This is a genomic window from Paenibacillus sp. J22FR5, from assembly GCF_059691975.1.
Map to the genome: position 1 here is coordinate 117,647 of NZ_JCAUAN010000016.1, position 25,063 is coordinate 142,709.

General features: G+C 47.7%; 21 protein-coding genes, 1 pseudogene and 1 riboswitch. Of the genes and pseudogenes, 4 read left to right on the plus strand and 18 right to left on the minus strand.

The features are described from left to right. Positions 1-450: 450 nt before the first annotated feature. Positions 451-1,749 carry an alpha-glucosidase/alpha-galactosidase gene (locus AC58P7_RS20105; RefSeq protein ID WP_497345966.1) on the minus strand — a complete coding sequence of 433 codons (1,299 nt, stop codon included), beginning with the start codon at positions 1,747-1,749 and terminating at the stop codon, positions 451-453. Between the two features lie 146 nt (positions 1,750-1,895). Here AC58P7_RS20105 and AC58P7_RS20110 point away from each other — a divergent pair, with 146 nt between their 5' ends. Beyond that, positions 1,896-2,780, plus strand: coding sequence for an AraC family transcriptional regulator (locus tag AC58P7_RS20110; protein ID WP_497345968.1), 885 nt, complete (start codon positions 1,896-1,898; stop codon positions 2,778-2,780). Between the two features lie 286 nt (positions 2,781-3,066). Here the strand turns inward: AC58P7_RS20110 and AC58P7_RS20115 are convergent, their stop codons facing one another. From AC58P7_RS20115 to AC58P7_RS20125, 3 genes are all read right to left on the minus strand, one after another. Further along, positions 3,067-3,360: a Dabb family protein gene (locus tag AC58P7_RS20115; protein WP_497345970.1), complete on the minus strand. Its 294-nt coding sequence runs from the start codon at positions 3,358-3,360 to the stop codon at positions 3,067-3,069. Between the two features lie 118 nt (positions 3,361-3,478). Then, positions 3,479-4,159, minus strand: coding sequence for an NAD(P)H-binding protein (locus AC58P7_RS20120; protein ID WP_497345972.1), 681 nt, complete (start codon positions 4,157-4,159; stop codon positions 3,479-3,481). Positions 4,160-4,180: 21 nt separating this feature from the next. After that, positions 4,181-5,812 (minus strand): sensor domain-containing diguanylate cyclase, encoded by a 1,632-nt coding sequence (locus AC58P7_RS20125; RefSeq protein ID WP_497345974.1) that lies wholly within the window; start codon positions 5,810-5,812, stop codon positions 4,181-4,183. A gap of 177 nt (positions 5,813-5,989) precedes the next feature. Between AC58P7_RS20125 and AC58P7_RS20130 the strand changes: the two genes are divergently transcribed. Continuing rightward, on the plus strand, positions 5,990-8,137 hold the full coding sequence (locus tag AC58P7_RS20130; protein ID WP_497345976.1) for a DNA topoisomerase III: 2,148 nt from the start codon (positions 5,990-5,992) through the stop codon (positions 8,135-8,137). Positions 8,138-8,231: 94 nt separating this feature from the next. Here the strand turns inward: AC58P7_RS20130 and AC58P7_RS20135 are convergent, their stop codons facing one another. The 4 genes from AC58P7_RS20135 to AC58P7_RS20150 all read right to left on the minus strand — a co-directional run bounded on the left by AC58P7_RS20135 (position 8,232) and on the right by AC58P7_RS20150 (position 10,217). Then, positions 8,232-8,570: a hypothetical protein gene (locus AC58P7_RS20135; protein WP_497345978.1), complete on the minus strand. Its 339-nt coding sequence runs from the start codon at positions 8,568-8,570 to the stop codon at positions 8,232-8,234. Between the two features lie 93 nt (positions 8,571-8,663). Next, complete coding sequence (gene lspA, locus AC58P7_RS20140) at positions 8,664-9,140, minus strand: signal peptidase II (protein ID WP_497345980.1); 477 nt, start codon at positions 9,138-9,140, stop codon at positions 8,664-8,666. A 151-nt stretch (positions 9,141-9,291) separates the two neighbouring features. Then, entirely contained in the window at positions 9,292-9,927 is a 636-nt protein-coding gene (locus AC58P7_RS20145) for an HAD-IA family hydrolase (protein ID WP_497345982.1), read from the minus strand. Next, positions 9,921-10,217 carry a hypothetical protein gene (locus AC58P7_RS20150; protein ID WP_497345984.1) on the minus strand — a complete coding sequence of 99 codons (297 nt, stop codon included), beginning with the start codon at positions 10,215-10,217 and terminating at the stop codon, positions 9,921-9,923. The genes AC58P7_RS20145 and AC58P7_RS20150 overlap by 7 nt, the downstream gene beginning before the upstream one ends. A gap of 164 nt (positions 10,218-10,381) precedes the next feature. Between AC58P7_RS20150 and AC58P7_RS20155 the strand changes: the two genes are divergently transcribed. After that, positions 10,382-10,984: a CcdC protein domain-containing protein gene (locus AC58P7_RS20155; RefSeq protein WP_497345986.1), complete on the plus strand. Its 603-nt coding sequence runs from the start codon at positions 10,382-10,384 to the stop codon at positions 10,982-10,984. Here the strand turns inward: AC58P7_RS20155 and AC58P7_RS20160 are convergent. The 7 genes from AC58P7_RS20160 to AC58P7_RS20190 form a co-directional block, all read right to left on the minus strand. After that, the gene (locus AC58P7_RS20160; RefSeq protein ID WP_497345988.1) at positions 10,953-11,204 is read right to left on the minus strand and encodes a hypothetical protein; all 252 of its coding nucleotides are present in this window, start codon (positions 11,202-11,204) and stop codon (positions 10,953-10,955) included. The two genes, AC58P7_RS20155 and AC58P7_RS20160, sit on opposite strands and share 32 nt — an antisense overlap. A 280-nt stretch (positions 11,205-11,484) precedes the next feature. Further along, positions 11,485-11,703: a hypothetical protein gene (locus tag AC58P7_RS20165; RefSeq protein ID WP_497345990.1), complete on the minus strand. Its 219-nt coding sequence runs from the start codon at positions 11,701-11,703 to the stop codon at positions 11,485-11,487. Positions 11,704-11,990: 287 nt separating this feature from the next. Then, complete coding sequence (locus AC58P7_RS20170) at positions 11,991-13,820, minus strand: ABC transporter ATP-binding protein (protein ID WP_497345992.1); 1,830 nt, start codon at positions 13,818-13,820, stop codon at positions 11,991-11,993. A gap of 68 nt (positions 13,821-13,888) precedes the next feature. Then, positions 13,889-14,422: a spore protease YyaC gene (gene yyaC / locus AC58P7_RS20175; RefSeq protein WP_497345994.1), complete on the minus strand. Its 534-nt coding sequence runs from the start codon at positions 14,420-14,422 to the stop codon at positions 13,889-13,891. A gap of 178 nt (positions 14,423-14,600) precedes the next feature. After that, a complete protein-coding gene (locus AC58P7_RS20180; RefSeq protein WP_497345996.1) occupies positions 14,601-15,260 on the minus strand; it encodes a hypothetical protein in 660 nt (219 codons plus the stop codon). A gap of 185 nt (positions 15,261-15,445) precedes the next feature. After that, the gene (locus AC58P7_RS20185; RefSeq protein WP_497345998.1) at positions 15,446-16,330 is read right to left on the minus strand and encodes a C40 family peptidase; all 885 of its coding nucleotides are present in this window, start codon (positions 16,328-16,330) and stop codon (positions 15,446-15,448) included. A 3-nt stretch (positions 16,331-16,333) separates the two neighbouring features. After that, positions 16,334-16,495, minus strand: a riboswitch (cyclic di-AMP (ydaO/yuaA leader). 121 nt (positions 16,496-16,616) lie between these two features. Further along, entirely contained in the window at positions 16,617-17,138 is a 522-nt protein-coding gene (locus tag AC58P7_RS20190) for a GNAT family N-acetyltransferase (protein WP_497346000.1), read from the minus strand. Positions 17,139-17,577: 439 nt separating this feature from the next. On the opposite strand from AC58P7_RS20190, the gene AC58P7_RS20195 reads away from it, so the two are divergent. Then, positions 17,578-22,266 carry a X2-like carbohydrate binding domain-containing protein gene (locus AC58P7_RS20195; protein WP_497346002.1) on the plus strand — a complete coding sequence of 1,563 codons (4,689 nt, stop codon included), beginning with the start codon at positions 17,578-17,580 and terminating at the stop codon, positions 22,264-22,266. A gap of 274 nt (positions 22,267-22,540) precedes the next feature. Here AC58P7_RS20195 and AC58P7_RS20200 read toward each other — a convergent pair whose 3' ends face one another. The 3 genes and pseudogenes from AC58P7_RS20200 to AC58P7_RS20210 all read right to left on the minus strand — a co-directional run. Then, the gene (locus tag AC58P7_RS20200; protein ID WP_497346004.1) at positions 22,541-23,626 is read right to left on the minus strand and encodes a transposase; all 1,086 of its coding nucleotides are present in this window, start codon (positions 23,624-23,626) and stop codon (positions 22,541-22,543) included. Then, positions 23,626-24,003, minus strand: coding sequence for a transposase (locus AC58P7_RS20205; protein WP_497346006.1), 378 nt, complete (start codon positions 24,001-24,003; stop codon positions 23,626-23,628). Before AC58P7_RS20205 ends, AC58P7_RS20200 begins: the two co-directional genes overlap by 1 nt. Positions 24,004-24,118: 115 nt before the next feature. After that, positions 24,119-24,952 (minus strand): annotated as a pseudogene (locus tag AC58P7_RS20210) (group II intron maturase-specific domain-containing protein); the annotation flags it as partial. Positions 24,953-25,063: the final 111 nt, after the last annotated feature.

Here is a 25,063-nt window from a genome sequence, read left to right on the forward strand (position 1 = left end):
CTCTATATGGAACGTTGAGCTAGAGAGCTTAAATAACGCGTTTCGCGATGCGTTTGGCGGATGAAAGTGGCGCGATTCTGTCCCTTCATTTGTGTGAATCCTTGGGCCACACGGCCCAACTACACGAATTAGAGCGGTTGACCACTTCTATTTCCGCCGAAACTGGTAGAGTTGGCGAAATAGCGGTGGTTCACCGCTCTTATTTGCATGTTTTGAGCACAGTTTGCCCTTCTGTTGTGTATTTAAGAGCAGTTAACCGCTTCTATTTCCACCGAAACGAGCTCCTGTGGCGAAATAGCGGTGGTTTACCGCTCTTATTTGTACTCGGCTGCTCTCACTTAGGCTCGTATTCCGAACCTATCTAATTCGATCTCCCAGCTTTCCACTCGTCCGACGCCTCCCAACAACTAAAAAAGGTCGCTGGAACATCCATCCCTGCGACCTTTCTCTTTAGTTATACTCAGGCAGCCATTTGCCATGCGCCTCAATCAATTCATCGCACATTGCGACGATATCATCCATCGACAGCTCCGCAGCTGTATGTGGATCCAGCATCGCCGCATGATATATGTGCTCGCGCTTACGCGTAATCGCCGCTTCAATCGTCAATAGCTGCGTGTTAATGTTCGTACGGTTCAACGCCGCCAACTGCGGAGGCAGATCACCTACGTAAGTAGGTGTAACGCCGTTGCGATCAACCAAACAAGGCACTTCCACGCACGCTTCGCGCGGCAAGTTCGTGATCAAGCCGGTGTTCATGACGTTACCGCCGATTTTGAATGGAACATCCGTTTCGATCGCTTCGAATATATACGAAGCATATTCATGCGAACGCTCATGCGTCAGGTTCGCATCGTTCACGAGATCCTCGCGCATTTGCTTCCAGCGGCTAATTTGATCAATACAACGGCGCGGATACTCATCCAACGGAATGTTGAAGCGGTCAACGAGCTCAGGGTAACTACGCTTGATAAAATACGGATGATACTCGGCATTATGCTCGGAGGATTCTGTAATATAATGGCCGAATTTCAGCATCATTTCGTAGCGAACCATGTCCTTGTGCTTCTCTTTTTGCTTCTCAGCTGCCCGCTTCTTGATTTCTGGATACAGGTCAACACCATCCTTGGATACTTCGAGCAGCCAGGCCATATGATTAATACCGGCGATTTTCGCTTTGACCCCCGTTGGATCAATCTCCAAGTGTTTAAACAAATCCGGCACGCAAGTTTGCACGCTGTGACATAAACCAACTGTACGCACACCGCCGTACGTGTTCATCACATTTGTCAAAACCGCCATCGGGTTCGTGTAGTTTAGGAACAAGGCATCTGGACATACCTCGCGCACATCAGCAGCGAAATCCAGCATGACAGGGATCGTTCTCAAGTTTCTGAAAATACCGCCAATCCCAACCGTATCTGCAATCGTTTGACGCAAACCGTACTTCTTCGGAATTTCAAAATCCGTAATCGTACATGGATCATAGCCACCTACTTGAATTGCATTCACCACATATTTTGCACCGCTCAGCGCTTCTTTACGGTCTGTATACACTTTAATAATTGACGTGCTTCCGCTTGTTTTCTTGATGTTGTTCAGCATATTCGCTGAATCTTGTAACCGTTCATGATCAATATCGAAGAGAGCGATTTCAAAGCCTTGCAGCGCGGGTGTAAGCAAACAATCACCAAGTACATTTTTCGCAAAAACTGTGCTTCCTGCACCTAAAAAAGTAATTTTGGACATGTAAGAATCTCCTCCAACAAGCAATCTAATTTCTTATCTTTACTATAATGCAGACAACATTGGAAGCATATGGATTGAAACAACTCCAATATGGACATTTGTAGTTTAATGGAGTACCCTAGAAACAAAAACAAATCGAGGCCCTCATGAATCCGGATCACACCTACTTCACAGTAAGTATTAACCCCCTTCACAGTAATCTTGATTTATCTGTCCTTTTCAGCGGCGAAGCCAAACCTATCCCCCTTCATAAAATGGGGCCTGCTGTTCATGACTATTTCTTAGTTCATACCGTGCTATCAGGGACAGGCACTTTTGAAACTGGTGGGAGAACCTATATCTGCACAGCTGGGGATAGCTTTATCATTTATCCTGGTGAGCTTTTTACCTATACCGCAGATGCTGACACACCTTGGCATTATATATGGGTTGCTTTTACTGGGCGCAATGCTGCTACCACCCTATCTCAAATCGGCGCATCCCCACAGCAAGCTGTGGTATCAGGCAGTAACCCACGTTTGATTCGGCACTTCTATCGCCATATCCGTTCTAGCTTCCAACAAACGGACTTTCCGCAACTGGAAGAGCTGGAGTCCGAAGGTTGGTTAAGACTTCTCCTCCGCGAGCTTGGGCGCACGAACACGCACCATATTTCTGCGAAGCCAACCGCTGAAACCGATATTAAACGCCAAGTCGGACAAGCTATCCGTTACTTAGAACTGCAGTACACCCAATCCGTTTCTATCGATCAACTGGCACGTAACCTGGGCTACCATCGTACGTATTTGTGTAAAATGTTCAAGCAATCCACTGGCTTATCGCCAATGCAATATTTATTCAACATCCGCATGGAACGGGCTAAGCAGCTGCTTCAAACCGCCATGACCATCGATCAAGTCGCCTCCTCCGTAGGCTTCAATGATGCGCTCTACTTCTCCAAGCAGTTTCACAAATGGAGCGGATCTGCACCTTCTGTGTATCGCAAGGAACTACGGAGTGCACAGCCTGATGCGTCTACGCTCACGCACTGAAACGAAAAAAAAGGCAACCCAAATTCGGTTGCCTTTTTTTTCGTTTACTGTCAACTTTGGTGTCATACATATACACATTCGAAGCCTGAAGGGGAACGTTGATGCCTTATTATCCGAAATTAGCGCTAAAATCCAAAGTAGCGGAACGTCAGTGCGCTATTTGCTCCATTTCACCCGAATAGAGTTAAATACAAGCGAAATAGCGCATCCTCGTTCCCTTTCCATCAGTTTTCGCCCATTTTCACCCAAATAGTGCATCTACGTTCCCTTCGCTAACCACGAAACCTTAAATCTCAATATCCACGATCAAGCTATCCACTCGGCCGACTTCACGAATATACGCAGCAACTGCTTGATGCTCCGGATTTGAACCGTAAGCAGCCAATGCAGCCCTATCTTCAAAACGCACGGATAATACGACTTGGAACCCTTGATTTTTCTCAGAAAAGTTAATGCCAGCTTGAATATCCACGATACCTGTTAGATGAGCACGAAGCGCTTTAAAGCGATCAACAACTTCTTGAAGCTGCTCCTGCGTTGTTGTTTCAGCAAATTTCACAAGGACGATATGATCGATCATGATTGTGTACCTTCTTCCTATTTTTGTTTAGGGGATAAATAATCAACGCCCCTAATCTTATGATAAAAACGCGATCGAAGCAATTCTAAGCTGTGCGAATGCGAACGTGTTTTGCTGTTTATTGCTTGCCGGCCAACGCTGCAATTCGATCCGAACTCAGCACCTGTACACCTGTTTTCCCCGATTTCGCGGCTCGAATCAAGCCCGTTGCAATCGTTCGCGCCTGAATAGGACGATACGTCCGAAGACGCCCAACCATCAGCGGAGTTATAGCTTGCGCCAGGATACTTCCTAACCTCTCACCAAGGCGGAACTCGCCCCGATCGCCAAGAATCAACGAAGGTCGCAGCAGATATAACGCACGAAGCCGTAGTTTTCGCAGACGGTCTTCTGTCTCCCCTTTTACCTGGTTATAGAAAAAGGAAGAGCTCCGATCAGCGCCCATCGCGGTTACAATGGCGAACGCATCTGCTTGTCCTTTACTTGCTACTTCCGCTAACAATAAAGGGTATTCCAGATCCACTCTTCGGAATTGCGGCTTAGAGCCTGCTTTTTTGATCGTCGTCCCCAAGGTACAGAATACGTGCGCATGGACGATCTCGGAAGCTTTCAGACTCTCACCCAACTTCGCGAAATCAATGACACGTTGATCGAGTTTGCCATCTACACCCAAATGCTCAATCTTACGACGAACCAACGCAATCACTCTCTCATAGTCGGGATCCTCAAGCAGCTGTTTGATCAGCTCCTGGCCAACTAAGCCTGTTCCTCCTGCAACAATCGCTGTTCTTCCTTTCATAGCACGCCTCCAGTGTCATGGTTATACATGATCATTCTGATCGCAGGACTCTTTGGCGTCAACTTCGACACGATTCCTTCCACCGGACTTCGCGCGATAGAGGGCATGATCTGCCCTAGATATCATATCTTCCAACACCATGGTTCCGTATTCCAGTGTAGGTGAATATTCAGCAACACCCATGCTTGCCGTGATTTTGACCGTAAGCTTTTCCGTATTGTAGGGTTCCGCCATGAACAGCTGTCTTAATTCCTCAGCCCAGCTAGCGCTCTCTTTGGCATCTTTCCTCAGAAGTAACAGAATGAACTCTTCACCGCCATACCTCGCCACAATCGCATCATCCCCTGCATACCGCTTCAAGAGACTCGCAACATGATGGAGCACACCATCACCGACCAAGTGACCATACGTATCATTAATTTTCTTAAAATGATCAATATCCATCATCATGACCGAGCATGTCTGTCCCGAAAAAATACAAGTTTGCAATTGCTTGTTTCCTTCAAGCATCATGTATCGTCGATTATGCAGCTCTGTCAATTGATCCATCCATGCGGAATGCTCCAGGAGCGAAATATTCGACTTAAGGCGATCGGACATCAAGTTGAACGTATTAACTAATTGACGTAGCTCCACCGGAGCTTTTCTTATTTTATCCGCATTGATCTGGTAATCATAGTTACCTTTCTGAATGATCTTCGTGGCGCGCAGTAAGTATCGAATCGGCCTCTCGATCTTAGAAGCAATCATAACAGCGGCCGCAATACTACAAAGGAGTGCGATCAAGGAAATGATAATAATCGTTATGCTTAATTCATTCAGCTTTTGAAAAACTTCTTTCTGAGAAATTTCACCAACGACAATCCAATTCTTCTCAAGGGACCATCTGTATTGTCCATAGACACGTTCACCCCGGAATCCAATATATGCACTAGCATCTGAACTACTCGTCTTAGCGCGTTGGAATATTTCAGACGTAACCCGCTGTGTTATTGTGCTATTCCCCGCATGGTTGGAGGCTGTCACAATATTCCCCTGTGCATCAAGCACATAGACTTCACCCGTATCCCCAAAGCTAAGCTGCGCCATTAATTTATTCAGCATCTCGAGTGTGATAATGCCGAGCACAATACCTTTGAAATCATTATGATCGCCAATAACGGGGGATGAGAACGTAATAACAGGCTCTCCATTTTCTTTCGAAATGACGACACCGGAAATGTAGCTTTTCTTTTCCTTTCCCTGAGTAAAATACTGCTGATCACCTACGTAGATCTGGTTATTCGGATTCGTATCTGGACGAATATAGCCATCTGGCTCAACAAAGGTAATGGAATAAAACTCCGAATTGACTTTCGAATAATCTTGAAATTCCCGTTTCAAATCGCCAATGCGATGAAACTTGGCATTATCCGAAAGTGCGAACCGTTTAATCGCATCCAGCTTTTCCTGATTCCAGCGTTCGATATATAAGCTCTGTATGGTGATCATTTGCTTTAATTGAACGCAAGCCTCATCTAATCGATTTCCCTTCTCTATAAAGTAAAAAGGAACAATAATCGAAAAAGCCAGCAAGAAAATGATTGCGCTTATCCAGAGTTGAAGTCTTGTTTTAATGGTATGATTGGAAAAAAGAGAAAACATACGCCCCATTGAGGTTTCCCCCCTTTTTATTCTATATATCACCATTATACCTTATATGAGGACTAAAATAGACAGATTTCGCGGATTTTCGGCACAAAAGTACGAATATTTTGCAAAATCGTCTGTTTGTAAACGAGGTCCTTTTCGCTTATCCTATTTTGTAGTAGAAAAGAGGTAATTAACCCGATGAAAATTCTCGTGCTAACCGAAAAACCAAGTGTAGCCAAAGAAATTGCTCGCGTTCTTGGCTGCAACCAGAAACAAAAACACCACTTCGAAGGTGCCAAATATGTCGTCACCTGGGCGCTGGGCCATCTCGTTACGCTTGCTGAGCCCGATGATTACGATCCGAAGTACAAGACTTGGAACCTTGAAGATCTGCCGATCATCCCTGGCAAAATGAAGCTCAAGGTCATGAAAGAAACGTCGCAGCAGTTTCGTGCCATCGAGCATCTCAGCCGTCGGGGTGATCTCTCGGAGCTGGTCATCGCAACCGATGCGGGGCGCGAAGGCGAGCTCGTCGCGCGCTGGATTATGGAGCTGATCCGCTGGAAGAAGCCGTTCAAACGGCTATGGATCTCGTCGCAGACGGATCAGGCGATTCGGGAAGGCTTCGCGCAGCTGAAGCCTGGCACCGACTACAACCGGCTGTATCAAGCAGCCGTCTGTCGTTCCGAGGCCGATTGGCTCATCGGCCTCAATGTGACCCGTGCGCTGACTAGCAAATTCGGCGCATCCCTTTCCGCGGGGCGTGTGCAGACGCCTACGCTCGCCATGATGATCAACCGTGAGGCGGAAATCCGGGATTTCCGGTCCGTCGACTATTGGTTGATCGAAGCCGAGCTCGGGTCCTTCCGCGCCCAGTGGCGGGACCCAAAGACCGGCGACTCGCGAATATTTGACCGCGAGCGCGCCGATGCCTTGAAGGCGAAGCTGCAGGGCCAGAGCGGCCGCATCCTGCAGGTGAATCAAACCGAGAAGCAGATTCCCCATCCGCTGGCTTATGATCTGACCGAGCTGCAACGTGATGCGAACCGCAAATTCGGATTCTCCGCCAAACAGACGTCGAACGTCCTGCAACGGCTTTATGAGCAGTATAAGTTAGTTACTTATCCGCGAACCGATTCGCGTTATTTAACCTCGGATATGGTACCGACCCTGCTCGGCCGTTTGAAAGGCGCTGCCATCGGTCCTTACGCTGCGCTTGCAGCACCATTTATACGTAAGCCGCTTGTGATTACAAAACGAATCGTCGACGACAGCAAGGTCAGCGATCATCACGCGATTATTCCAACGGGAGAAGCGATTTCCCTTGCTACGTTAAGCGCAGATGAGCGTCGTCTCTATGATCTCATTCTCCGCAGGTTCCTAGCGTTGTTCAGCGGCCCTTGCCGCTACGATGAAACCAAGCTCACGATCGAGATCGCTGGCGAGAAGCTCTACGCTTTAGGCAAGGTTGTGAAGCAAGCAGGCTGGAAAGACGTTTACGGCGCCACTGATTTCTCTGATCCCGATCAGGAAGACACTGCATCCGAAGATGATTCGTCGCAGCTGCTGCCACATGCCTCAGAGAAAGATGCGGTAACGGCACGTAACGTCCGGCAAGTCAGCCGTCAAACGAAGCCGCCTTCTCGCCATAACGAGGCCTCTTTGCTTTCTCAAATGGAGAAATATGGCCTTGGCACGCCAGCTACGCGCGCAGATATTATTGAGAAGCTCGTATCGTCCGACACGATTGAGCGTCAAGGCTCCTTGCTTATTCCTACCGGCAAGGGCACACAGCTCATTGAGCTTGCCTCCGAGGAGCTTCGTTCTCCTGAGCTTACCGCTCGCTGGGAACAGGAGCTTGAACGCATCTCCAAGGGCAAGGGCAGCATGGAGACCTTCCTTAGCGGTATCCGTAAGAAAGCAGCGGAACTGGTCGACGAGGTGAAACGCAGCTCTGCAGCGTATAAACCGCATAATTTAACCGGTAGTAAATGTCCTGATTGCGGCGAATTCCTTCAAGAAGTCAAAGGCAAACGAGGACGATATCTCGTATGTTCCAGTCGTGAATGCTCCTATAAACGTGAAGCTGATGGCCAATTAACGAACCACCGTTGCCCGCAGTGTCATAAGAAAATGGAAATCCACACAGGCAAAGCAGGTAAATATTTCCAATGTCGTCCCTGCAATGTCGTGGAAAAGATCGATGGCGAGTCAACCGGCGGGGGACGCAAGGCTTCTGCCAAAGCAAACCGCCAGCTGATCGAGAAGTTCTCCGATTCATCTGTGATCGGTAACTCACTGGCCGACAAGCTGCTAGCTGCCCTGCAGCAGAAAAAGGAAGACTAACACCAAGAATAAAGCCCAAGCGATAGGCTACTTCGCTTGGGCTTTTACGCTATGATGAATACGAGCATCGGCATGTTTATTGCTTAATGGCAACTCATTCTGCTTTCGTTAAAATCCTACCTTTGACCGCTAATTGAAGCTCTTCTAAACTTGATATACCTAATCTCAATAATGCATCTCCCGCTTCCATATGAACGTTGGCTAGTATATGCATACTTGTGTTTGGTACGAGCGATTTGCGAAATTCGTGAAAGAGCACCGCATTATACGTTTTGAGGACCGTCATAAACTCGACAGTCGGCGGGATAAATCCTCGATTTTCGGATGATTTCCAGAAAAAATCCCTCACATACATAATATCGGAACCCGTTCGGTTCAGCTTTCGAATCATCGCAAAAAACTCATCAACAAGTGCCTGTCGATCCGCCTTCATGTGACCATCCCTCCACTAACGTATTCCTACTAGAAGGATACCACAAATAGTTCTTTAGATCTATACAATGAGCAGATTCAAGGGCTTTTATACCTACAAAATTTGAGGATTCCTCCTTTTTCCGTTCCATTTATCCCTCTGCGAGAAGAGCATGTCCACCACGAAGAGCACCACACCCAAATTAATCGCAAGATCAGCTAGATTCATGACGCCATTCCCTGAGTGAATGACGATGAAATCGGTGACCTTCCCGAATAGAAGCCTTTCAATTCCATTACCTATGGCTCCACCGACCAGGAGCGCAGCAGCAATTTGTTTTAACGTACCCTGAAGGCCTCCTTTTCTGCGATACCACCAAATCCCTGCCACAATGAGAACAGCAAGCACACCGAGCAGGGGAGCCCATCCTTGCAGCGAACTGCCTGCCGCCCCGCTATTTTGATAATACGTAAATGAAATGAAATCTTTATAAAAGGGCATCGATTCCCCAACCTTCATCACTGAGCGGATCCAAAATTTAGACATGAGATCAACAGCCGTTATCACCACAATAATCGAATAAAATAACATCGTACCCTCTCCCATCGCCTTTCTGATTTCAACCTTCAACTCTTATTTTACTTGAAAAGAAAGCTTGACTGCTAATTCTGCTCTTTTATGCCTTCGTTCAAACTGAAAAGCCCCCTCAGTTTCCCTGCGGTGGCTCCTGCATCCTTTTTTCTCAACTTAAGCTCGTTAGCGTCCGATACAACTCTCCTGGGGTGTTTGCAATGTGGTCTGGATTTCCACTGAGCAGCAGTTGTGGAGAATCATACCCCCATGTCACGGCTACGATAGGCACACCTAACTTTTTACAGGATTCAATATCCCTTAATTCATCACCTACATAAATCATACGCGTAGGCGTGGTTCCCCATTGCTTCATCACTTTGCGAATCGAGTGGTGCTTGCCGAAAATATGCTTTGCTGAAATAATCTCCTTGAACGCACCCTCCAGCTTGTTTTTTTTCAAAAATAGACGGATATTCGCTTCTGAATTGGAGGAAAGGATCGAGCTCTTGACTCCTTGAGTGGAAAGCTTAGCAATGACCTCCCTCATACCAGGTACGATTTGCAAGGAGCGAATATTCTCATGATACAGCTGTCGCCCAGCCACCATGAGCTTAGGAATTTGGAGCACTGGCACCCCTAAGCGATCAACACGTTCAGAAATCGACATCGAGCGTAGAGGCGCAAGATCTTGCTCACGGATGGGGCGGAATCGATATTGGTTGGCCATTTCGTTATAGAGCTTAACCAACAGCGCTCTGGAATCGACAAGTGTCCCGTCAAAATCGAACAGAATGTGCTTTACCATCCCGGTGTATATACAAATAAGGCCGGACCCTCGGGCGGCACTTGGCGAATTTGATTATGTTTAAACTCTTCAATTGGATCTAGGACCACATGCGGGTTACTAATAATTCGCATATCATCCCACACACAGGAAACACCTCGTTCGTAGCCCACAGCATCACCTGCGAACATTTTACAGCCTTTGCAAAACTGCTCCTTTTGCTGTGCGTCCAGCTTCACGATTTTATTACGAAGACAACAGTAAATTTCATTAACTGCGTTACATACATTAACATGAGTGATCAGAGCCATTTACCGTCAACTCCTTGCGGCACTAGAGTGTGTAATAGTAAGTTTATCGAACTACTATTAAGTGTATGACACAATTTTGTAAACGGAATAACATTTCTCACGATGGACCGTCCAAATTTGCTACAATAAGGAAATACTATGACTGGTTTGGAGGTGTTCACCCCATGCAGGACTCACTGCACTATGTGATTCCGTTTCTTATCTTTGGTTTTTTTATTTATCGACGGGCGAAGCGCACCATTGGCTTTCAAAAGCTTTCCCGTGGCAGACTCACCTTTCGTCTATCGCTGTTTAGCCTCTTCGGGGTGATCATTTTCCTCCTCGGCTTCGTGCATCCTATCCATTTTATTGGCTATCTGATCGGTCTTGCAGGTGGCGCCTTGCTCGGTCGAACTGCGATTCGCCATACCCGCTTCGAGCATCGGAGTGATGGTTGGTACTATCGCACACATCTCTGGGTTGAAGTCACCGTTCTTGTTCTATTTCTTGGCCGCATTGCTTATCGCTACGCTGCTATTGCCATTTCCACGCGGTCAACAACGAACATTACTCCTGCTGATTTCTCTCAGTTTACGAAAGATCCTGTCACCGCTGGTGTCTTCTTCATCATCGTTTCGTACTACATCTTGTTTTTCGGTTACTTACTGCGTGAGGGAGCCAAACTGGATCCAGCTGCTTTGGCAGAGAGTGATGTAGGCGTGAGTGTAGGCGTAGGAGGGCCCAGTACGGGAGCGACTAGCCCGCAGGCGAATGTGCGGGTGGAGTAAAGGAACGTGAGGGCGCTATTTCGTTGATTTCACCATTTTTGGCGAAGATACGGAACGTAAGGGCTCTATTTGAAGGAAATTGCTGATGTTGGGAGCTAAAAACTAGAAATAGCGGATCCTCGTTCCGTTTCGCATCATTTCGGGCGATTTTCGCCTGAATAGCGTCCCTACGTTCCGTTTCATCTGCTGATTCAGAACCAGCCGCTAGGTAAGCCTGCATCCACAACTCCCCCATTGGATAAATACACTGTATTCCCCTAATCCACGCTGAAAATGATTAAACCGTTAGATTTATCCAGCGGATTGCCTAAATATAGGCCCAAAAGAGACCTATTTCCATGAATTGAGTGGATTTGTCCAATCAATTCAATCATTTGGCTACTTGTAAGGGCGATCCATTGGATTTATCCAATGGGCGGGGGGGCGATGGGCTAGGTTGGGCAGGTGTGGGAGGCCGCTGCGATTGGTGCAGACGGGTAGGTGGTGGGGAGGTTTTCTAGCTACCCTGGGGCTATACTTACTCTTACTCTTACTCTTACTCTTACTCTTACTCTTACTCTTACTTCTACTTCTACTTCTACTTCTATTTCTATTTCTACTCCTACTCCTACTACTACTCCTACTCCTACTACTACTACTACTCCTACTCCAATACTCCTACGCCCACTTCCTAGTTCATTTAAACAAATTAAGATCTTAACAAGAAAGGAATGTTCCACTTGGTCAATTGACCTGGGGAACATCCCTTTTTTGGCTTACAGCGCTTGCTTCCGCCAGTACGGAGGGAGAAGCACACCTATAACGACCATTCAGGGCCTTACAGGTGCACGGTCTGCCGTTTTAGCGGTTGTTAGGCCCTTTTTCGGCGTTACAACCCTCATTTCCGTACTTTCGGCGGCCAAATGCGCTTTGTAACGACCATTTAGGGCCTTACAGGTGCACGGTCTGCCGTTTTAGCGGTTGTTAGGCCCTTTTTCGGCCTAACACCCATCGCTGCCACCGCGGCCTACTTCGCCGCCTCCTCGGCCGCCTTAGCGAACTGCGTGCTGTACAGCCGCGCGTACAGCCCTTCCAGTGCGAGCAGCTCGCTATGCGTGCCCCGCTCCACGACGCCGCCCGCCTCGATCACCAGAATGTGATCGGCGGCCAGCACCGTGGAGAGCCGGTGCGCGATCACGAGCGTCGTGCGTCCCTGCATCAGCTCCTCGAGCGCCGCCTGCACATAGGACTCGGATTCCGAGTCCAAGTGCGACGTCGCCTCATCGAGGATGAGGATGCGCGGGCGCTTCAGGATCGCGCGAGCTATCGCGATCCGCTGGCGCTCGCCACCGGAGAGCCGGTGGCCGCGCTCTCCGACCATCGTGTCGTACCCTTCGGGGAGCGACACAATGAAATCGTGGATGTAGGCCTGCCGGCAAGCGGCCTCCATCTCCTCACGCGTAGCGTCCTCCCGCGCGAAGCGCAGGTTGTCGCCAATTGTCGCGTGGAACAGAAAAGACTCCTGCGTCACATACGCGATCTGCGCGCGCAGTGACGCTAACCCCACGTCGCGGACGTTCACGCCGTCGATCTCGACAACACCGGCCGTCGGATCGTACAGCCGCGCGATCATACCAATCAGCGTCGACTTCCCTGCTCCGCTGGGCCCAACGAGCGCGACCATCTCACCAGGCTGCGCCTCGAAGGTGACGTCGCGCAGCGCATACTGCACTGGCTTCCCTTTCTGCTCTGACTTGCCTTGATCCCCTGGCTTATAAGCAAAAGATACCTGCTTATACGCCACACGCCCTGCTACAGGCCCTAGCTCCCGTGCCCCAGCCGCATCCATGACATCAGGTACCATGTCCTGATACTCGAAGATCCGCTGGAATACTCCCAGCGCCGTCGCAACCTCTACTTGCAGGTTCAACAGTGTCCCTACTGGCATATACAACCGTCCCAAATACGCTGTAAACGCAACGATCGAGCCTAACGTCATATCGCCCTGAATAACAGAGTAGCCGCCATAGATATAAATAATTGCCGTGCCTAGTGGCCCTAACGTACTCGTGGCCATCCCGAACCAACGACCGACGAGATTGAGCCGCAGTTCGAGATCCATGACCTTTTGATTCATCGTCGTGAATTCATGCTCTTGCTGCTTTTCCCTGCCAAAAATTCGTGTCAACAACGCACCCGAGATACCGAAGTTCTCATTCAGCTGCGAGGTGATGTCCGAGCGCACCTTTTGTGTCTCGAGCCGCAATGCCTTTCGCAGCTTCGACACCTTTTTCACAGGCAGCACGAAGAGCGGAAGAATGAGCACCGAAATAATCGCCAACTTCCAATCTAGCGCAAATAAAATGCCAATCGTCGTGAAAACAATCACGATCTGCGTGATCGAAGATACAACGATCGACGTAACCACACTCTGTACGGATTGCACATCGCCCGTGATCCGCTGAACAATCTCCCCCGACCGTGCGTCCGTGAAGAAAGCCATCGATTGCCGTTGCAAATTGTGAAATAATGACTGTCCTAAATCTCGAATAACCCCTTGTGTTACTTTGGTATTAAGGTGATTTTGCCACACGCCAAGCACACCGCTCAGCACAGGCAGCAGAATCATCATCAGCGCCATGACTGAAAGCAGCTTTACTCGACCTTGTGGAATCGCTGTATCTATGATTTCCTTCATAACGAGAGGCGGAATAAGCCCGATCACTGCCGCAAGCAGTGCCAAGCCGATAATCACAATGATTTGTGCCCAATACCTTTTGAACAAAAGCAAAATCCTTCGTACCGATACATCCTTCAACTTCGCCTTCGGCCGATTCCGGTCGGAAAGCCTTCCCATACTCCCTGGTCCACCTGGTCCCATCGCTCACTTATCACTCCGATCTTTCTCATCTCTGCTGCCCTATGCTACAAAGGAAATGCATAAAGGATTGCCTTCGTCACTTCATCAGCCATCCTAAGCACATGATATAACGAGGTCGTCTGCAGCACATTATATTGTCTAGGTCCATCCACATTCACGATCGCGGCAATCGTGAAATCCCCAATTGGCGGGAGCACTTTCCCTACTGATTTGCCCGGCGCCAAAGGCTGGTTCGACAGCTGATACATGCCCACACTCAATTTTTGCCCCAAACAAGCATCTATCGCGATAACCACCACATTCGGTGGAATTTCCTGCAGTCGTATCGCCAAATTACTGGCATCACAAGGTGCCGCAAGCGTTCCAATCACATGAGAATAGCCTAACTCAGCAAGTTTGCTTCCAACAAGCGGTCCGAGAGAGTCTCCAGTTGAGCGATCCGTTCCGATACATACAAAAGCAAGACCCTTAGGCTCCAGCTGTGTGCTGAGCGCAATCTTCTTCAGCTCATGACCTAACAGCTCACCATTCACCTTTTTCCAAAACTGCTCGTGCAGCTCCATTGGTTCTTTCTCCATCTTTGCCTCCCTTTCAGACATGGTCACAATTCCCTTCACCTGATGAGTTCTATTCTTTCATATGGAGGTAAGCCATGTCCACTTCCCGCTCCCACGCGTTGCACACCAAATAAGCGTTACTCAACTGAGCAAAGCCTATTCACGCTGCCTGAAGGATCATCTGTATACCCAACTTGTTTTAGTGAACCCGATTCATCCTCACAACCCGATAGTAAAGCTGACCGCTGACCTCTTGCTCCACTTCCAGATAGCCTTCTGTGTGTACATAATCACCTAACATATAAGTGGAAGCATCAGCTGAGTCTGCATGCGTTAGAAAGAGCAGCGCTACCTTATCATCGCCAACTACAAATCCTACCTGTTCCTTCACCTGGAACTTCTCGAGAATTTTCCCGTGATGGGATCGAACAATATGATGAAACCGCCAAGCCCCATCCTCATTCACGATAAAATAAAGCACGCGATTCCGATGGTTATTACTAAACTCCCTCGTCACACCGATCATGCACACCTTCTCGCCGATGCGCAAATACTCATCAACCACATGCGATTTCAGTCGCAAACGCTGCACATTCCTATTGTGAATGTAGGATTCCATCTCATCGATGGAGCGCTGATCCTTCGGATCTTGCTTGGTCGCGTAGAATACTTCTCTGATAAAGGTATCCGTCTGTAGATGCCTTGCCCCTTTGAAATGATTATAAGTTTGAAAAAATTGTGCGATCACTTCCCGAATGTCTTCCGGAATAGCAGGTCCCGTTTCCACGCGATACATGCGATCTGTCCGACCTGACATTTTAAATTTATGAAACCAGCTTCTCCAGACACTGACTTGCATGTCGTACGTGTCACCTACTTTCTTCCAACCATTTCTTCATTATAGGCGATAATTCTCAAAAATTCGATAAAAATCGCATAATTTCGCACAAAAAAAGAGCATCAGCCCGCCACGCTTTCATGAGTGAAAGACATAACGAACGTATGCTCTTGAACATCTTGCTTTTACCTGATTAGGTTTTCACCTTAAAGTACGCGTTTTGCGCCTACATATCTAGAGCCCCAATAGGAGCTCGCGAGGCTATCGACCGCTACACCACCGGACGTTGTCGCGGAAATGAATTGATTATTTCCCATATAAATACCCACATGATTGACGATGTTTGAAGCAAAGAACACAAGATCTCCTGCCTTCAAATCCGTTACTCTCGCTCCCGCTGTATCATACATTTGCACGGAGGTACGGGGCAGCTCGATACCTTTGGCCTCGAATAAATAACGAACGAAACCAGAGCAATCGAAACCTTTGGGTGTTGTGCCTCCCCATTGATAAGGCGTTCCTTGAAAAGCTGTCGCAGCTTGAATAATTTGATCTGATACGGATGGCTGAACGACCTTTGGCGCTGGGGGTGCTGGGGGGGGCGCAATCCAAGCTGGATTATGGGTCTTACCGTCGACTTCCACGATGGCGATTTTATTCGCATCATTCCAAGCAATCTCAGATCCAAACGTCTCCGTTATAAAACGTAGAGGAACATATGTATTTCCCTTAAGCAACGTCGGACTGCTCTCTAATTCGACTGACTTACTGTTCACAATAGCTTTCTCTTCGTCCGTCGTCAGTTGAATCGCTTGATCCTTGTTCTGCAAAGTGACAGTGACTTCATCGCCTTGCTTCGCCCAGCCTACTTGATAGCCTAATTTCTCAGACAGCACCCGTAGTGGAACCTGAAGTGTACCTTCCGTATCAATAAACGGCTGTACTTCTGGAAATTGCACCAATTCATCATTAACCTGAACCTTTACTGAAGAGGTGACTGTCGATGCTTGTGCAGATGGAGCGGTAAACATGGGGATGGCTGCGCCTAGCAGAGCGCATGAACAAATAAAGCTTTTTGTAAAAAGTTTCAAAACGTTGTGCCTCCTTGAAGCCTCCGAGGTTAGTTGACGGGTTCGGGAAGAGGTTTTCCCTAGTGCACCCAATTAGCCTAAGACTAACTGAGTATTCATTCACCCCAAGTAAAGAAGTCCCCCGTACCGGAGCTTTGATGCTCCGAGATTCGGCATTTTTTGTCTATATTAGACTAGCATAGTTCGATTTAGTCTGACAACTTTTGCGCAATGGTAAGTGTTTCCTTTTATGTAGTTGCGCACAAACAGCTACTCGATATCGAGTAGCTGTTTGTGCACTATTTACTCAAACTGAACTTGCAGATTGTTTATACACCTCTGTAAACATGATGTTCTTGTATGGTTGAAACTCTTTTTCCGTCAACGGACTAGGAAAACTCATGATGTATAGAGGTAGCTTCTGTTGGCCCTCTCTGAGAGGAGGCTGCGCATAGGAGAATAGGTTCAAATGAAAACCGCAGCGCTTATAGAACTCAATCCTCCGCTTGGCATCTAGCGTATTCGGTGACTCTACTTCAAGCACAATTGGCGTCGTATCGCTGCTCATATAGGACGTCAGCATTTGTTTACCTATCCCTCCGCCCCGAATTGCAGCACTTACAGCAATATGTTCCACAAATCGAAACGAACTAAAGTTCCAACTTGCCAAAAAAACCAGCATGTTCCCAGCAGCGTCTCTATTCACATGAATGTTGTAGTTGGGATGCGATAACAGTGATCGTTGTCCTTCATAGGTCCTGATCTCCGTAGCAGGAAAAGCAGATTCCATCAGTTCGAATACTTCATCAAACGAATCCTCTAGCTCCATCTGTTGGCATCTCCTTTTAGCTATAGGGTACCCAACTATGCGGCAAATTATTGAGCTACATGAACCACTAGATCATCAAAATAAGCCTACCGGATTACCCGGTCAATCGAGATAGCTCGGAACGCTGCAATGCTGCTCCCACAAGCGCCACCGAAGGATTAAGAGATGGTTTATAGGACTCCAATCTGATCATTCGTACGGTTGAGGACCGAAGTGTACCTATTCATGGCAAGAAACGCTCTTGTATAATCGGACTTGTGAAAACTAAAGCGCTTTCAGTCCTGTGATGCACATCATACATGGGCTATCTCATTCAGGCAATTCCTTGCGCGAGAGTGAAAAGGAGGTGAACGGATAAGACCGATTGCCGTACATTCTTTCAGATGAGTTCGGTTAATTGAACAAGAAGTCATTACAACCGGTAAAGGAGATTGGGAAGATGAAGAACAAATTTCACCGCCAAAGAAAAATCTGGCTGGGACTGCTTTTAGCCATCGTCGTCATCGCGCAGATTGGTTACGTCCCTCCGCACGGAGGCGTGGTCAAAGCAGCGAATAATGGATTAGCGCAGAAGCCCTATATGGGCTGGAGCAGTTACAGTATGCAAGTATATGACGGCCCATCCGGCAATTGGATATCCGAAGCGAAAATCAAGCAAATGTCCGATGTGATGCATGAGAAGCTGCAGGCGCACGGCTATGATCGTATTAATATCGACGCAGGATGGAACGGCAGCATGGACGAATACGGAAGGCCTGTTCCGAGCACAACCCTATATCCGGGCGGATTCCAGAATCTTGTCGATTACGTACACGCCAATGGTCAGAAGATTGGCATCTATCTCATCCCAGGTGTATCTCCGGATGCGGTAACCCAAAATCTTCCGATTTTTGGAGCGCCAGGCTGCACAATCGGAGATATCGCTGTTAAGCCATACAAGTATGCGGATTACTGGAATATCGGTTACAAAATCGATTTCAGCAATCCATGTGCACAGAAATATATCGATTCGATCGCTGATCTAATCGCCTCATGGGGAATCGATTTCGTTAAGTTCGATAGTGTCACGCCGGGCTCCGGGCATAATGATGTGACGATCGACGCGCGTGACGACGTCAAGGCTTGGTCAGAAGCGCTCAGCAGGCACCATATTTGGTTTGAGCTGTCCTGGGCACTCGATCACAATTACGTGGACTACTGGAAAAAATACGCCAACGGTTGGCGTGTCGATTGGGATGTGGAATCCTATGATCGTGAGGTCGGCATGACACAGTGGGCAAATATTGCCCGCTTGTTCCCAGACGCAGCATTATGGTGGCGCGATGCCGGTCCGGGAGGTTGGAATGATTTCGACTCCCTAGATGTCGGCAACGGCTCGACCTCGGGACTTACAAAAGATGAAAGACAAACGGCTGCGACGCTGTGGGCGGCATCATCTGCTCAATTCTACACCGGCGACGATTTGTCCAATCTGGACGCGTATGGTCTTGAGTTATTAACGAACGATGAAGTTATTGCCGTCAACCAAGCCGGACGCCCGGTTCACCCGGTATCCACATCAACCAACCAACAGGTATGGTATGCCAATAACGGGGATGGGACTTATACGGTGGCCCTTTTCAATCTTGCTAATAAAGGTACATCAATTAACGTCAATTGGAGCGATATCGGTCTGAGCGGATCTGCTTCCGTTCGCGACCTATGGAGCCATAAAGATCTGGGTACATACGAAACCGGTTATGGGCAGGTTTATTTGGAACCGCATGCTTCCCGCCTATTCAAAGTGACAGCAAAGACCGGTACCTCGATTGTCAATGACGATGACACAGGGATGAGATATACAGGGACTTGGCTGCGCAACGGAGGTAAAGAACTGACGCGGGACGCTCAGGATCTGTCCATTGCGATTACCGATACTCCCTCAGCTCCCAGCAATCAGAATGATAGTAATAGCACAACACCTTCCGATTCTAATGATGTATCCGTGTCCCATGCCGTATATATCAACGACAACGATCCAGCCATTCAGTATGCTAATCGATGGGGCTACAGCAGCGGCAGGTCGTTCGCCGACTACCAGGGTGACGTACACTACGGCGAACCTAATAATGGGGTTGAACCGGAGTTCACCTATACATTCACAGGCACCGGTATCGAGGTGTTTTCCGAGCAAGGCACCAGTAATGGCCGAATGGATATTTACATCGACGGTCAGCTAAAGGCAACGGCTGATGCCGAAGGTTCGCAGCATGTGGGACAATATTCCATATATAGCCTATCGGATTTGCCTCAGGGGCTGCATACGCTGAAGGCTGTAAGGAATGGCAGCGGTCAATATTATTTCATCCTAGATGCTTTAAAGGTGACGACAGAAACGCTGCTCGGACTCCCTTCTTCCAACAGCTTTAACAAGGATCAGCCAACCGATATCACGACGGAGCTGACACTTGGCTCAAGTGCACTTACTCGAATCACGAATGGCGCGACGACGCTTCAGCCAAATATCGATTACACGGTAAACGGTAACGTCGTGACGATCAAGAAAGAATATTGGCTGCAGCAGTCTTCAGGCCAAGCGACGAAGCTTGTTTTCAGTTTTGCAGGTGGCGATACGCAAACGCTGTCCATCGCAGTCACCGGAACGTCGCTTAATCCGACCCAAGCCAGCTTCGACAAGAAAACGTCAGCGCAAAATGATGTAACGACGATACTGACGCTGGGTGGAAGCAACAGCTTGACCAGCATTATGAACGGAGCAGCCAGTCTGACAGAAGGTGAGGATTATACGATTGTGAACGGCGTCGTGAAAATTCTTAAGTCGTATTTGCTACAGCAGCCGGTAGGCTTAACGAATTTGACCTTCACCTTCAGCTCAGGTAGTCCGCAGACACTTGCTATTGCCGTAAGTAATTCAGCATCTCCCGGACGGTTCTCTTATGTGAATGACGATAATGCGGAAATCCGTTACACCGGGGCATGGAACCGCAGCACCAACCGGCCAATTAATGATTATGGCAAAGATGTGCACTATGTAGAGCAAAATAATGACTACTTTACTTATACGTTCAACGGAACGGGTATCACTTATATTACTGAGATGGATCAAGGCCAAGGGGACGTCGATATGTATATTGACGGCCAGCTTCACGGAACAGCCCATACGTATGGAGCAAATGCCCATAACGAAGCCCAGAAAGAAGTCTATACTATTTCCAATTTAACGCCAGGCATCCATACACTGAAAGCTGTCAAGAGATCCGGGCAGTTTATGCTGCTGGATGCATTGAAAGTGCAGCAATCCGATCTGATTGACGTATCTGCTGCCGATTTCAACAAGGCCGCTTCATCTCAAGCCGACGTGGCCGTCAATGTAATCGGAAACGTCGAGAGCTTAATCAGCATTTCGAATGGCGCACACTCGCTCGTTAATCACACGGATTACGAAATATCAGGCAATCAGGTTACGATCAAGAAGGAATATCTGGCAGTGCAGCCTAACGGTACCTCGAAGCTGACATTTGCCTTCAAGGGTGATTACGCGGATGACGTTCACGCCACTTCCGCAAACGGAGATTTCTTCGACTATTCGTTCACAGGAACGGGTATCGAACTGATGTCTCCAACAAGTCCTGAACTAGGCGACATGGACATCTATCTCGATGGCAAGCTGGTGGAGACTGTGAATGCCTACTCTACGGCACGGAGCGCCCAACACAGCCTATTCCGCGCTGACTCGCTAGTTAATGGAGCGCACACCCTCAAAGTTGTCAAAAAATCGGGCAGCCTTATGCTCGTGGATGCGCTCAAGTTCGATGTCTCCTCGAACGGTGGCATAACGCCACCTACGCAATCAAGTGGCGGTAGCGTTCCAGATTCGAGCACAATTACCATTACGCGTACAACGCAAACCGACGGTACGAGCAAAGAAGAAGCGAAGCTGTCTGCTGACAATACCAAAGCGCTGATAGAGAAAACAAAAACATCGGGAGCGAAATCAGCGGTCATTTCCCTTCCGGACGTTAAGGATGAAGTAGCGTTAGCCAATGTCTTGATAGCAAAAGACGCACTCGGTTTACTCGAAGACAGCGGACTGAGTTTGAATCTCGACACAGCTAATGTGGAAGTGCGTATTCCAAACGCTTCATTAAAGGACATGAACGACGATATTTATTTCAACCTCACACCAGTCAAGTCAGTTGATCGTGGTCAGGAGTTAGCGCATCGGGCTAACACGGCGGCAGTCGTCTTGGCGATTGCTGGAGAAGCTAACACTAATCTTGTAGGTCGTCCTGTAGACATTGAAACGAATCTGCAAAACCGTGATGTCACACTCGTGCTCCCCATTCCGGATTCAGTACTGAGCGACGCCGATTTGGAGCGAATCGGTGTGTACATCGAGCATAGTGACGGGACAAAAGAATTCAAAAAGGGAATCGTGACGACGTTTGGCAGCGGCCGAGGTATCCAATTCACGACAAGCAAATTTAGTACGTTTGCGCTGTTGAAGGTTGACAGCAATTTGCCGCTCTTCTCGCATAATGCTTATATGCAGGGCTACGAAGGCGATTTGTTCAAGCCGGAACAGCACATCACCCGTGCGGAAATGGCCATGATTCTATCCCGCGTCGCAACGGCCAAGGAATCGGAGAGCAGCCACGCGTTCGCGGATATCCAGCCAGCGTACTGGGCAGCGGAGGCAATCGCTAAAGTAAGCCGAATGGGATTCATTCAAGGCTACGCTGACGGCACCTTTAGGCCTGAACAGCCGATAACCCGTGCGGAAATGGCAACTCTCGCTGCCCGCTTCGCATCAAACCCTGCGGGGACAGGAGCAGGCTTTACGGACACTGCCGGACATTGGGCGGAAGCAGCCATTAAGGTTTCCCAAAACGCAGGCTACCTGAAAGGCTATGCAGACGGCACCTTTGGCCCTGCCAATCTGTTGACACGAGCTGAAGCGGTTACCGTAATCAACCGTATGCTTGGCAGAGGACCACTCTATGGGCTGGAGCATTCGCCATGGAAGGACGTACCGGATGAACACTGGGCTATTCAAGATATCGAAGAAGCTTCGGTCGACCATAACTTTGTGCCGGCATCCTCAGGTGGCGAGCAGGTAACGAAATAAGTCTCGCCCGAGGAGTCATTAAAAAAAACTAAAGCATGTAAAAGATTAAGCGTATTAAGAAACGGGATCTTCACTGATGGTATACCATCGGAGAAGATCCCGTTTCTGTTCACCAACGAATTGGCAGCATGAGCAATTGCTTTGCCATATATTAACTCTGTGGGCTCTCTTCCTGCCTAATCGAGTAGGAGGGGGCGGCTAGCCCCCGACCTCTCACACCACCGTACGTCAGACTGTCTAACAACCGATTCTGAGTACTCTTCAAAACGTGGATTTATGCTGTTTTGTTCAAATAAACGCCATGCATATTTGATTTTGAGGGAGCTCGGTCTCTGAAGAGACGTATAAGTTCCTTCACTCCCTTTATATTGATCATTCTTTTGAGATTATAGGCAAGACAAATCAGATTGGTCTCAGTGCCTACTGATGCCAACCCTCGTGTTAAAAAGTATGTATAGCCCCAGTGACGTTTTATCGTCCCGAAAGGGTGCTCAACAATTTGCCCTCTTTGCTTATAAATATTACTTTGTCTACGCGTATTTTCGGTAATCTGTTCGATCACTTCTTCGTCACTAAGCCTGGTTACAGCCCTTCCACCTTTGGCAGAAGTACAGGACTCTTTTTGTCCGCAAAAATCGAAGGCTTCGCAAGTGTAACGCTTATACTCTTTCCCATCTTGTTTTCCATTCCATTTGAAAGGCAATTCATAACCCAACGGGCAAATATATCTATCGTTTATGGAATCATATTTAAAGTTCGCTTTATCAAATCCACTTGCCACTTTGTCTTGCTTTCCCTTTTGCGGCTTAATTAAGAGTTCAGTGCTTTCGTCGACAACGTCAATGATTTCAAGATAGTTATAATAGCCTGTATCGGCCAGAATTGTCGTTCTTTGATCACGAAAAACTTGCTTTGTTTTCTTAGCCATATTGGACAGTTGCCCTTGATCGTTGACATCATTGACCGTATCGCAGTCCACGATTAATTTATACTTGCTGTCCACCACAGTTTGAACATTGAAACAAACTTCATGCTTCCCGTTGTTTTTCATTGATTTGGCATCCGCATCGGTAACACAAAGCTGGCTTTCACCTGTTTCCTTGAGTTCTTGTTTCATTACCTGCAGTTCGTGCATTCTCTCTTGATAAATCGCTAACTTTTCCGTGATTTCCTGCTTTTTGAGACGATTGTCCTCCGTTAAAAAGTCACACAAATAGGCATCGATTTTTTCATCGATATGCTCTAGCTTCTTATTGATAATGCTGTCATTAAAGTGTTTCTTTTTAGAGCAGTTCGCCTTTAATTTTGTGCCGTCAATCGCGACAAGTCGACCATCAATTAAACCGAAACCTTTTAACATTAAGGTGAATTCTTTAACAGCTTTTTTATGGCTGTTTGGTTACTCTTCATGAAAGCAGATAAAGTGCCGTGGTCTGGCTGGAGCTTACCAATTAGCCACATCAGTTCCATATTTCTTTTCGTTTCGGTTTCCATCTTACGAGATGAACGGATGCCGTTCATATAACAGTACAGATAGAGCTTAAGAAGCTCTTCCCGGCGGTACGGTTTTTGCCCCGCTTTGGATCCTAAATACACCTGAAACCCTAATTCTTCTAAAGTTAAGCTATCGACGTAAGCATCAATAACTCGTACAGGGTTTTCTTCGTTTACAAAATCGTCCAATGTATTTGGCAATAAATGAATTTGATGTCTATCTTCACTTTCGATAAACGGCATGTGTGCTCATCTCCTTAGAACAGAGATTCGACAAAGGACATCCATTTTCATGCCCAAAAACGGAGAATTTTAATAATTGTTAGACAGTCTGACGTACCGTTCGGTATACGGCGGTTCATGAAACATTCCGTAAATCGTGGTATCTGTCCGCTAAACTTTTAAGTCCATTGGTTTTCCAAAACTGGTTGTCCAATGTGCGTTTTAAAATCGGACTTCCCGCAATTCGCCAGTAACCTTTTCGGGTGTTTCCCCATTCATGGGCTTTATCTTCAGGAATTCCTAGAGATAATAGCCTTTTTATTTTGGTCTTTGGTTTCTTCCATTGTTTCCAAAGGCACATGCGTAGCCTTCTTCGAATCCATTTGTCCATTTCTGTAAAGATACTTGGCGTATCTGCAAGCGAAAAGTAACCGCTCCATCCTACAAGATATTGATTTAGTTCTTTAATTCGCTCTTCCATTTTCACTGGCTTCCTTCGAGAGGTAATCTCTCGAATTTTGGCTTGCGCCTTCTGTAAGGATTGCTTTGCAATTCGTACTTTTGGCTCTTTGTTCACGCTGAAACTAAATCCTAGAAACTTGCGCTTCCATGGTCGGTCAACCGCACTCTTTGCTTGGTTCACCTTAAGTTTGAGCTTGGCTTCAATGAATTGAGTTACAGATGCCTTGACTCGTTCGCCTGCTCTTTTGGTTTTCACGTAGATGTTGCAGTCGTCCGCGTAGCGGACGAAGCGGAGTCCTCGTTTCTCAAGTTCTTGGTCTAGCTCATCCAGCACAATGTTGGATAACAACGGACTTAATGGACCGCCTTGTGGCGTTCCTTCCAAAGTTGGCTTAACTAAACCTTCCTCCATTACGCCCGCTTGTAAATATTTGCGTATGAGTAACAGAACTTTCTTGTCCTTCACCCTTGCGGCAATTTTCATCATAAGTCGGTCATGATGGACACGGTGGTTGGTAGAAGACGGCCTTAGGTTTTCACCTTTGTACCGTCAGCCCCAATCAGAACCCGACGTGCGGATTTCCCGCATCGGGCTCCCCAGAGTCGTTCACAGGTTAGC

Bases quoted from the DNA above. Each gene is read 5' to 3' on its own strand.
- AC58P7_RS20105 (WP_497345966.1), bottom strand. From the start codon at position 1,749: ATGTCCAAAATTACTTTTTTAGGTGCAGGAAGCACAGTTTTTGCGAAA.
- AC58P7_RS20110 (WP_497345968.1), top strand. From the start codon at position 1,896: ATGAATCCGGATCACACCTACTTCACAGTAAGTATTAACCCCCTTCAC.
- AC58P7_RS20115 (WP_497345970.1), bottom strand. From the start codon at position 3,360: ATGATCGATCATATCGTCCTTGTGAAATTTGCTGAAACAACAACGCAG.
- AC58P7_RS20120 (WP_497345972.1), bottom strand. From the start codon at position 4,159: ATGAAAGGAAGAACAGCGATTGTTGCAGGAGGAACAGGCTTAGTTGGC.
- AC58P7_RS20125 (WP_497345974.1), bottom strand. From the start codon at position 5,812: ATGGGGCGTATGTTTTCTCTTTTTTCCAATCATACCATTAAAACAAGA.
- AC58P7_RS20130 (WP_497345976.1), top strand. From the start codon at position 5,990: ATGAAAATTCTCGTGCTAACCGAAAAACCAAGTGTAGCCAAAGAAATT.
- AC58P7_RS20135 (WP_497345978.1), bottom strand. From the start codon at position 8,570: ATGAAGGCGGATCGACAGGCACTTGTTGATGAGTTTTTTGCGATGATT.
- lspA (WP_497345980.1), bottom strand. From the start codon at position 9,140: ATGTTATTTTATTCGATTATTGTGGTGATAACGGCTGTTGATCTCATG.
- AC58P7_RS20145 (WP_497345982.1), bottom strand. From the start codon at position 9,927: ATGGTAAAGCACATTCTGTTCGATTTTGACGGGACACTTGTCGATTCC.
- AC58P7_RS20150 (WP_497345984.1), bottom strand. From the start codon at position 10,217: ATGGCTCTGATCACTCATGTTAATGTATGTAACGCAGTTAATGAAATT.
- AC58P7_RS20155 (WP_497345986.1), top strand. From the start codon at position 10,382: ATGCAGGACTCACTGCACTATGTGATTCCGTTTCTTATCTTTGGTTTT.
- AC58P7_RS20160 (WP_497345988.1), bottom strand. From the start codon at position 11,204: ATGCAGGCTTACCTAGCGGCTGGTTCTGAATCAGCAGATGAAACGGAA.
- AC58P7_RS20170 (WP_497345992.1), bottom strand. From the start codon at position 13,820: ATGGGAAGGCTTTCCGACCGGAATCGGCCGAAGGCGAAGTTGAAGGAT.
- yyaC (WP_497345994.1), bottom strand. From the start codon at position 14,422: ATGGAGAAAGAACCAATGGAGCTGCACGAGCAGTTTTGGAAAAAGGTG.
- AC58P7_RS20180 (WP_497345996.1), bottom strand. From the start codon at position 15,260: ATGCAAGTCAGTGTCTGGAGAAGCTGGTTTCATAAATTTAAAATGTCA.
- AC58P7_RS20190 (WP_497346000.1), bottom strand. From the start codon at position 17,138: ATGGAGCTAGAGGATTCGTTTGATGAAGTATTCGAACTGATGGAATCT.
- AC58P7_RS20195 (WP_497346002.1), top strand. From the start codon at position 17,578: ATGAAGAACAAATTTCACCGCCAAAGAAAAATCTGGCTGGGACTGCTT.
- AC58P7_RS20200 (WP_497346004.1), bottom strand. From the start codon at position 23,626: ATGTTAAAAGGTTTCGGTTTAATTGATGGTCGACTTGTCGCGATTGAC.
- AC58P7_RS20205 (WP_497346006.1), bottom strand. From the start codon at position 24,003: ATGCCGTTTATCGAAAGTGAAGATAGACATCAAATTCATTTATTGCCA.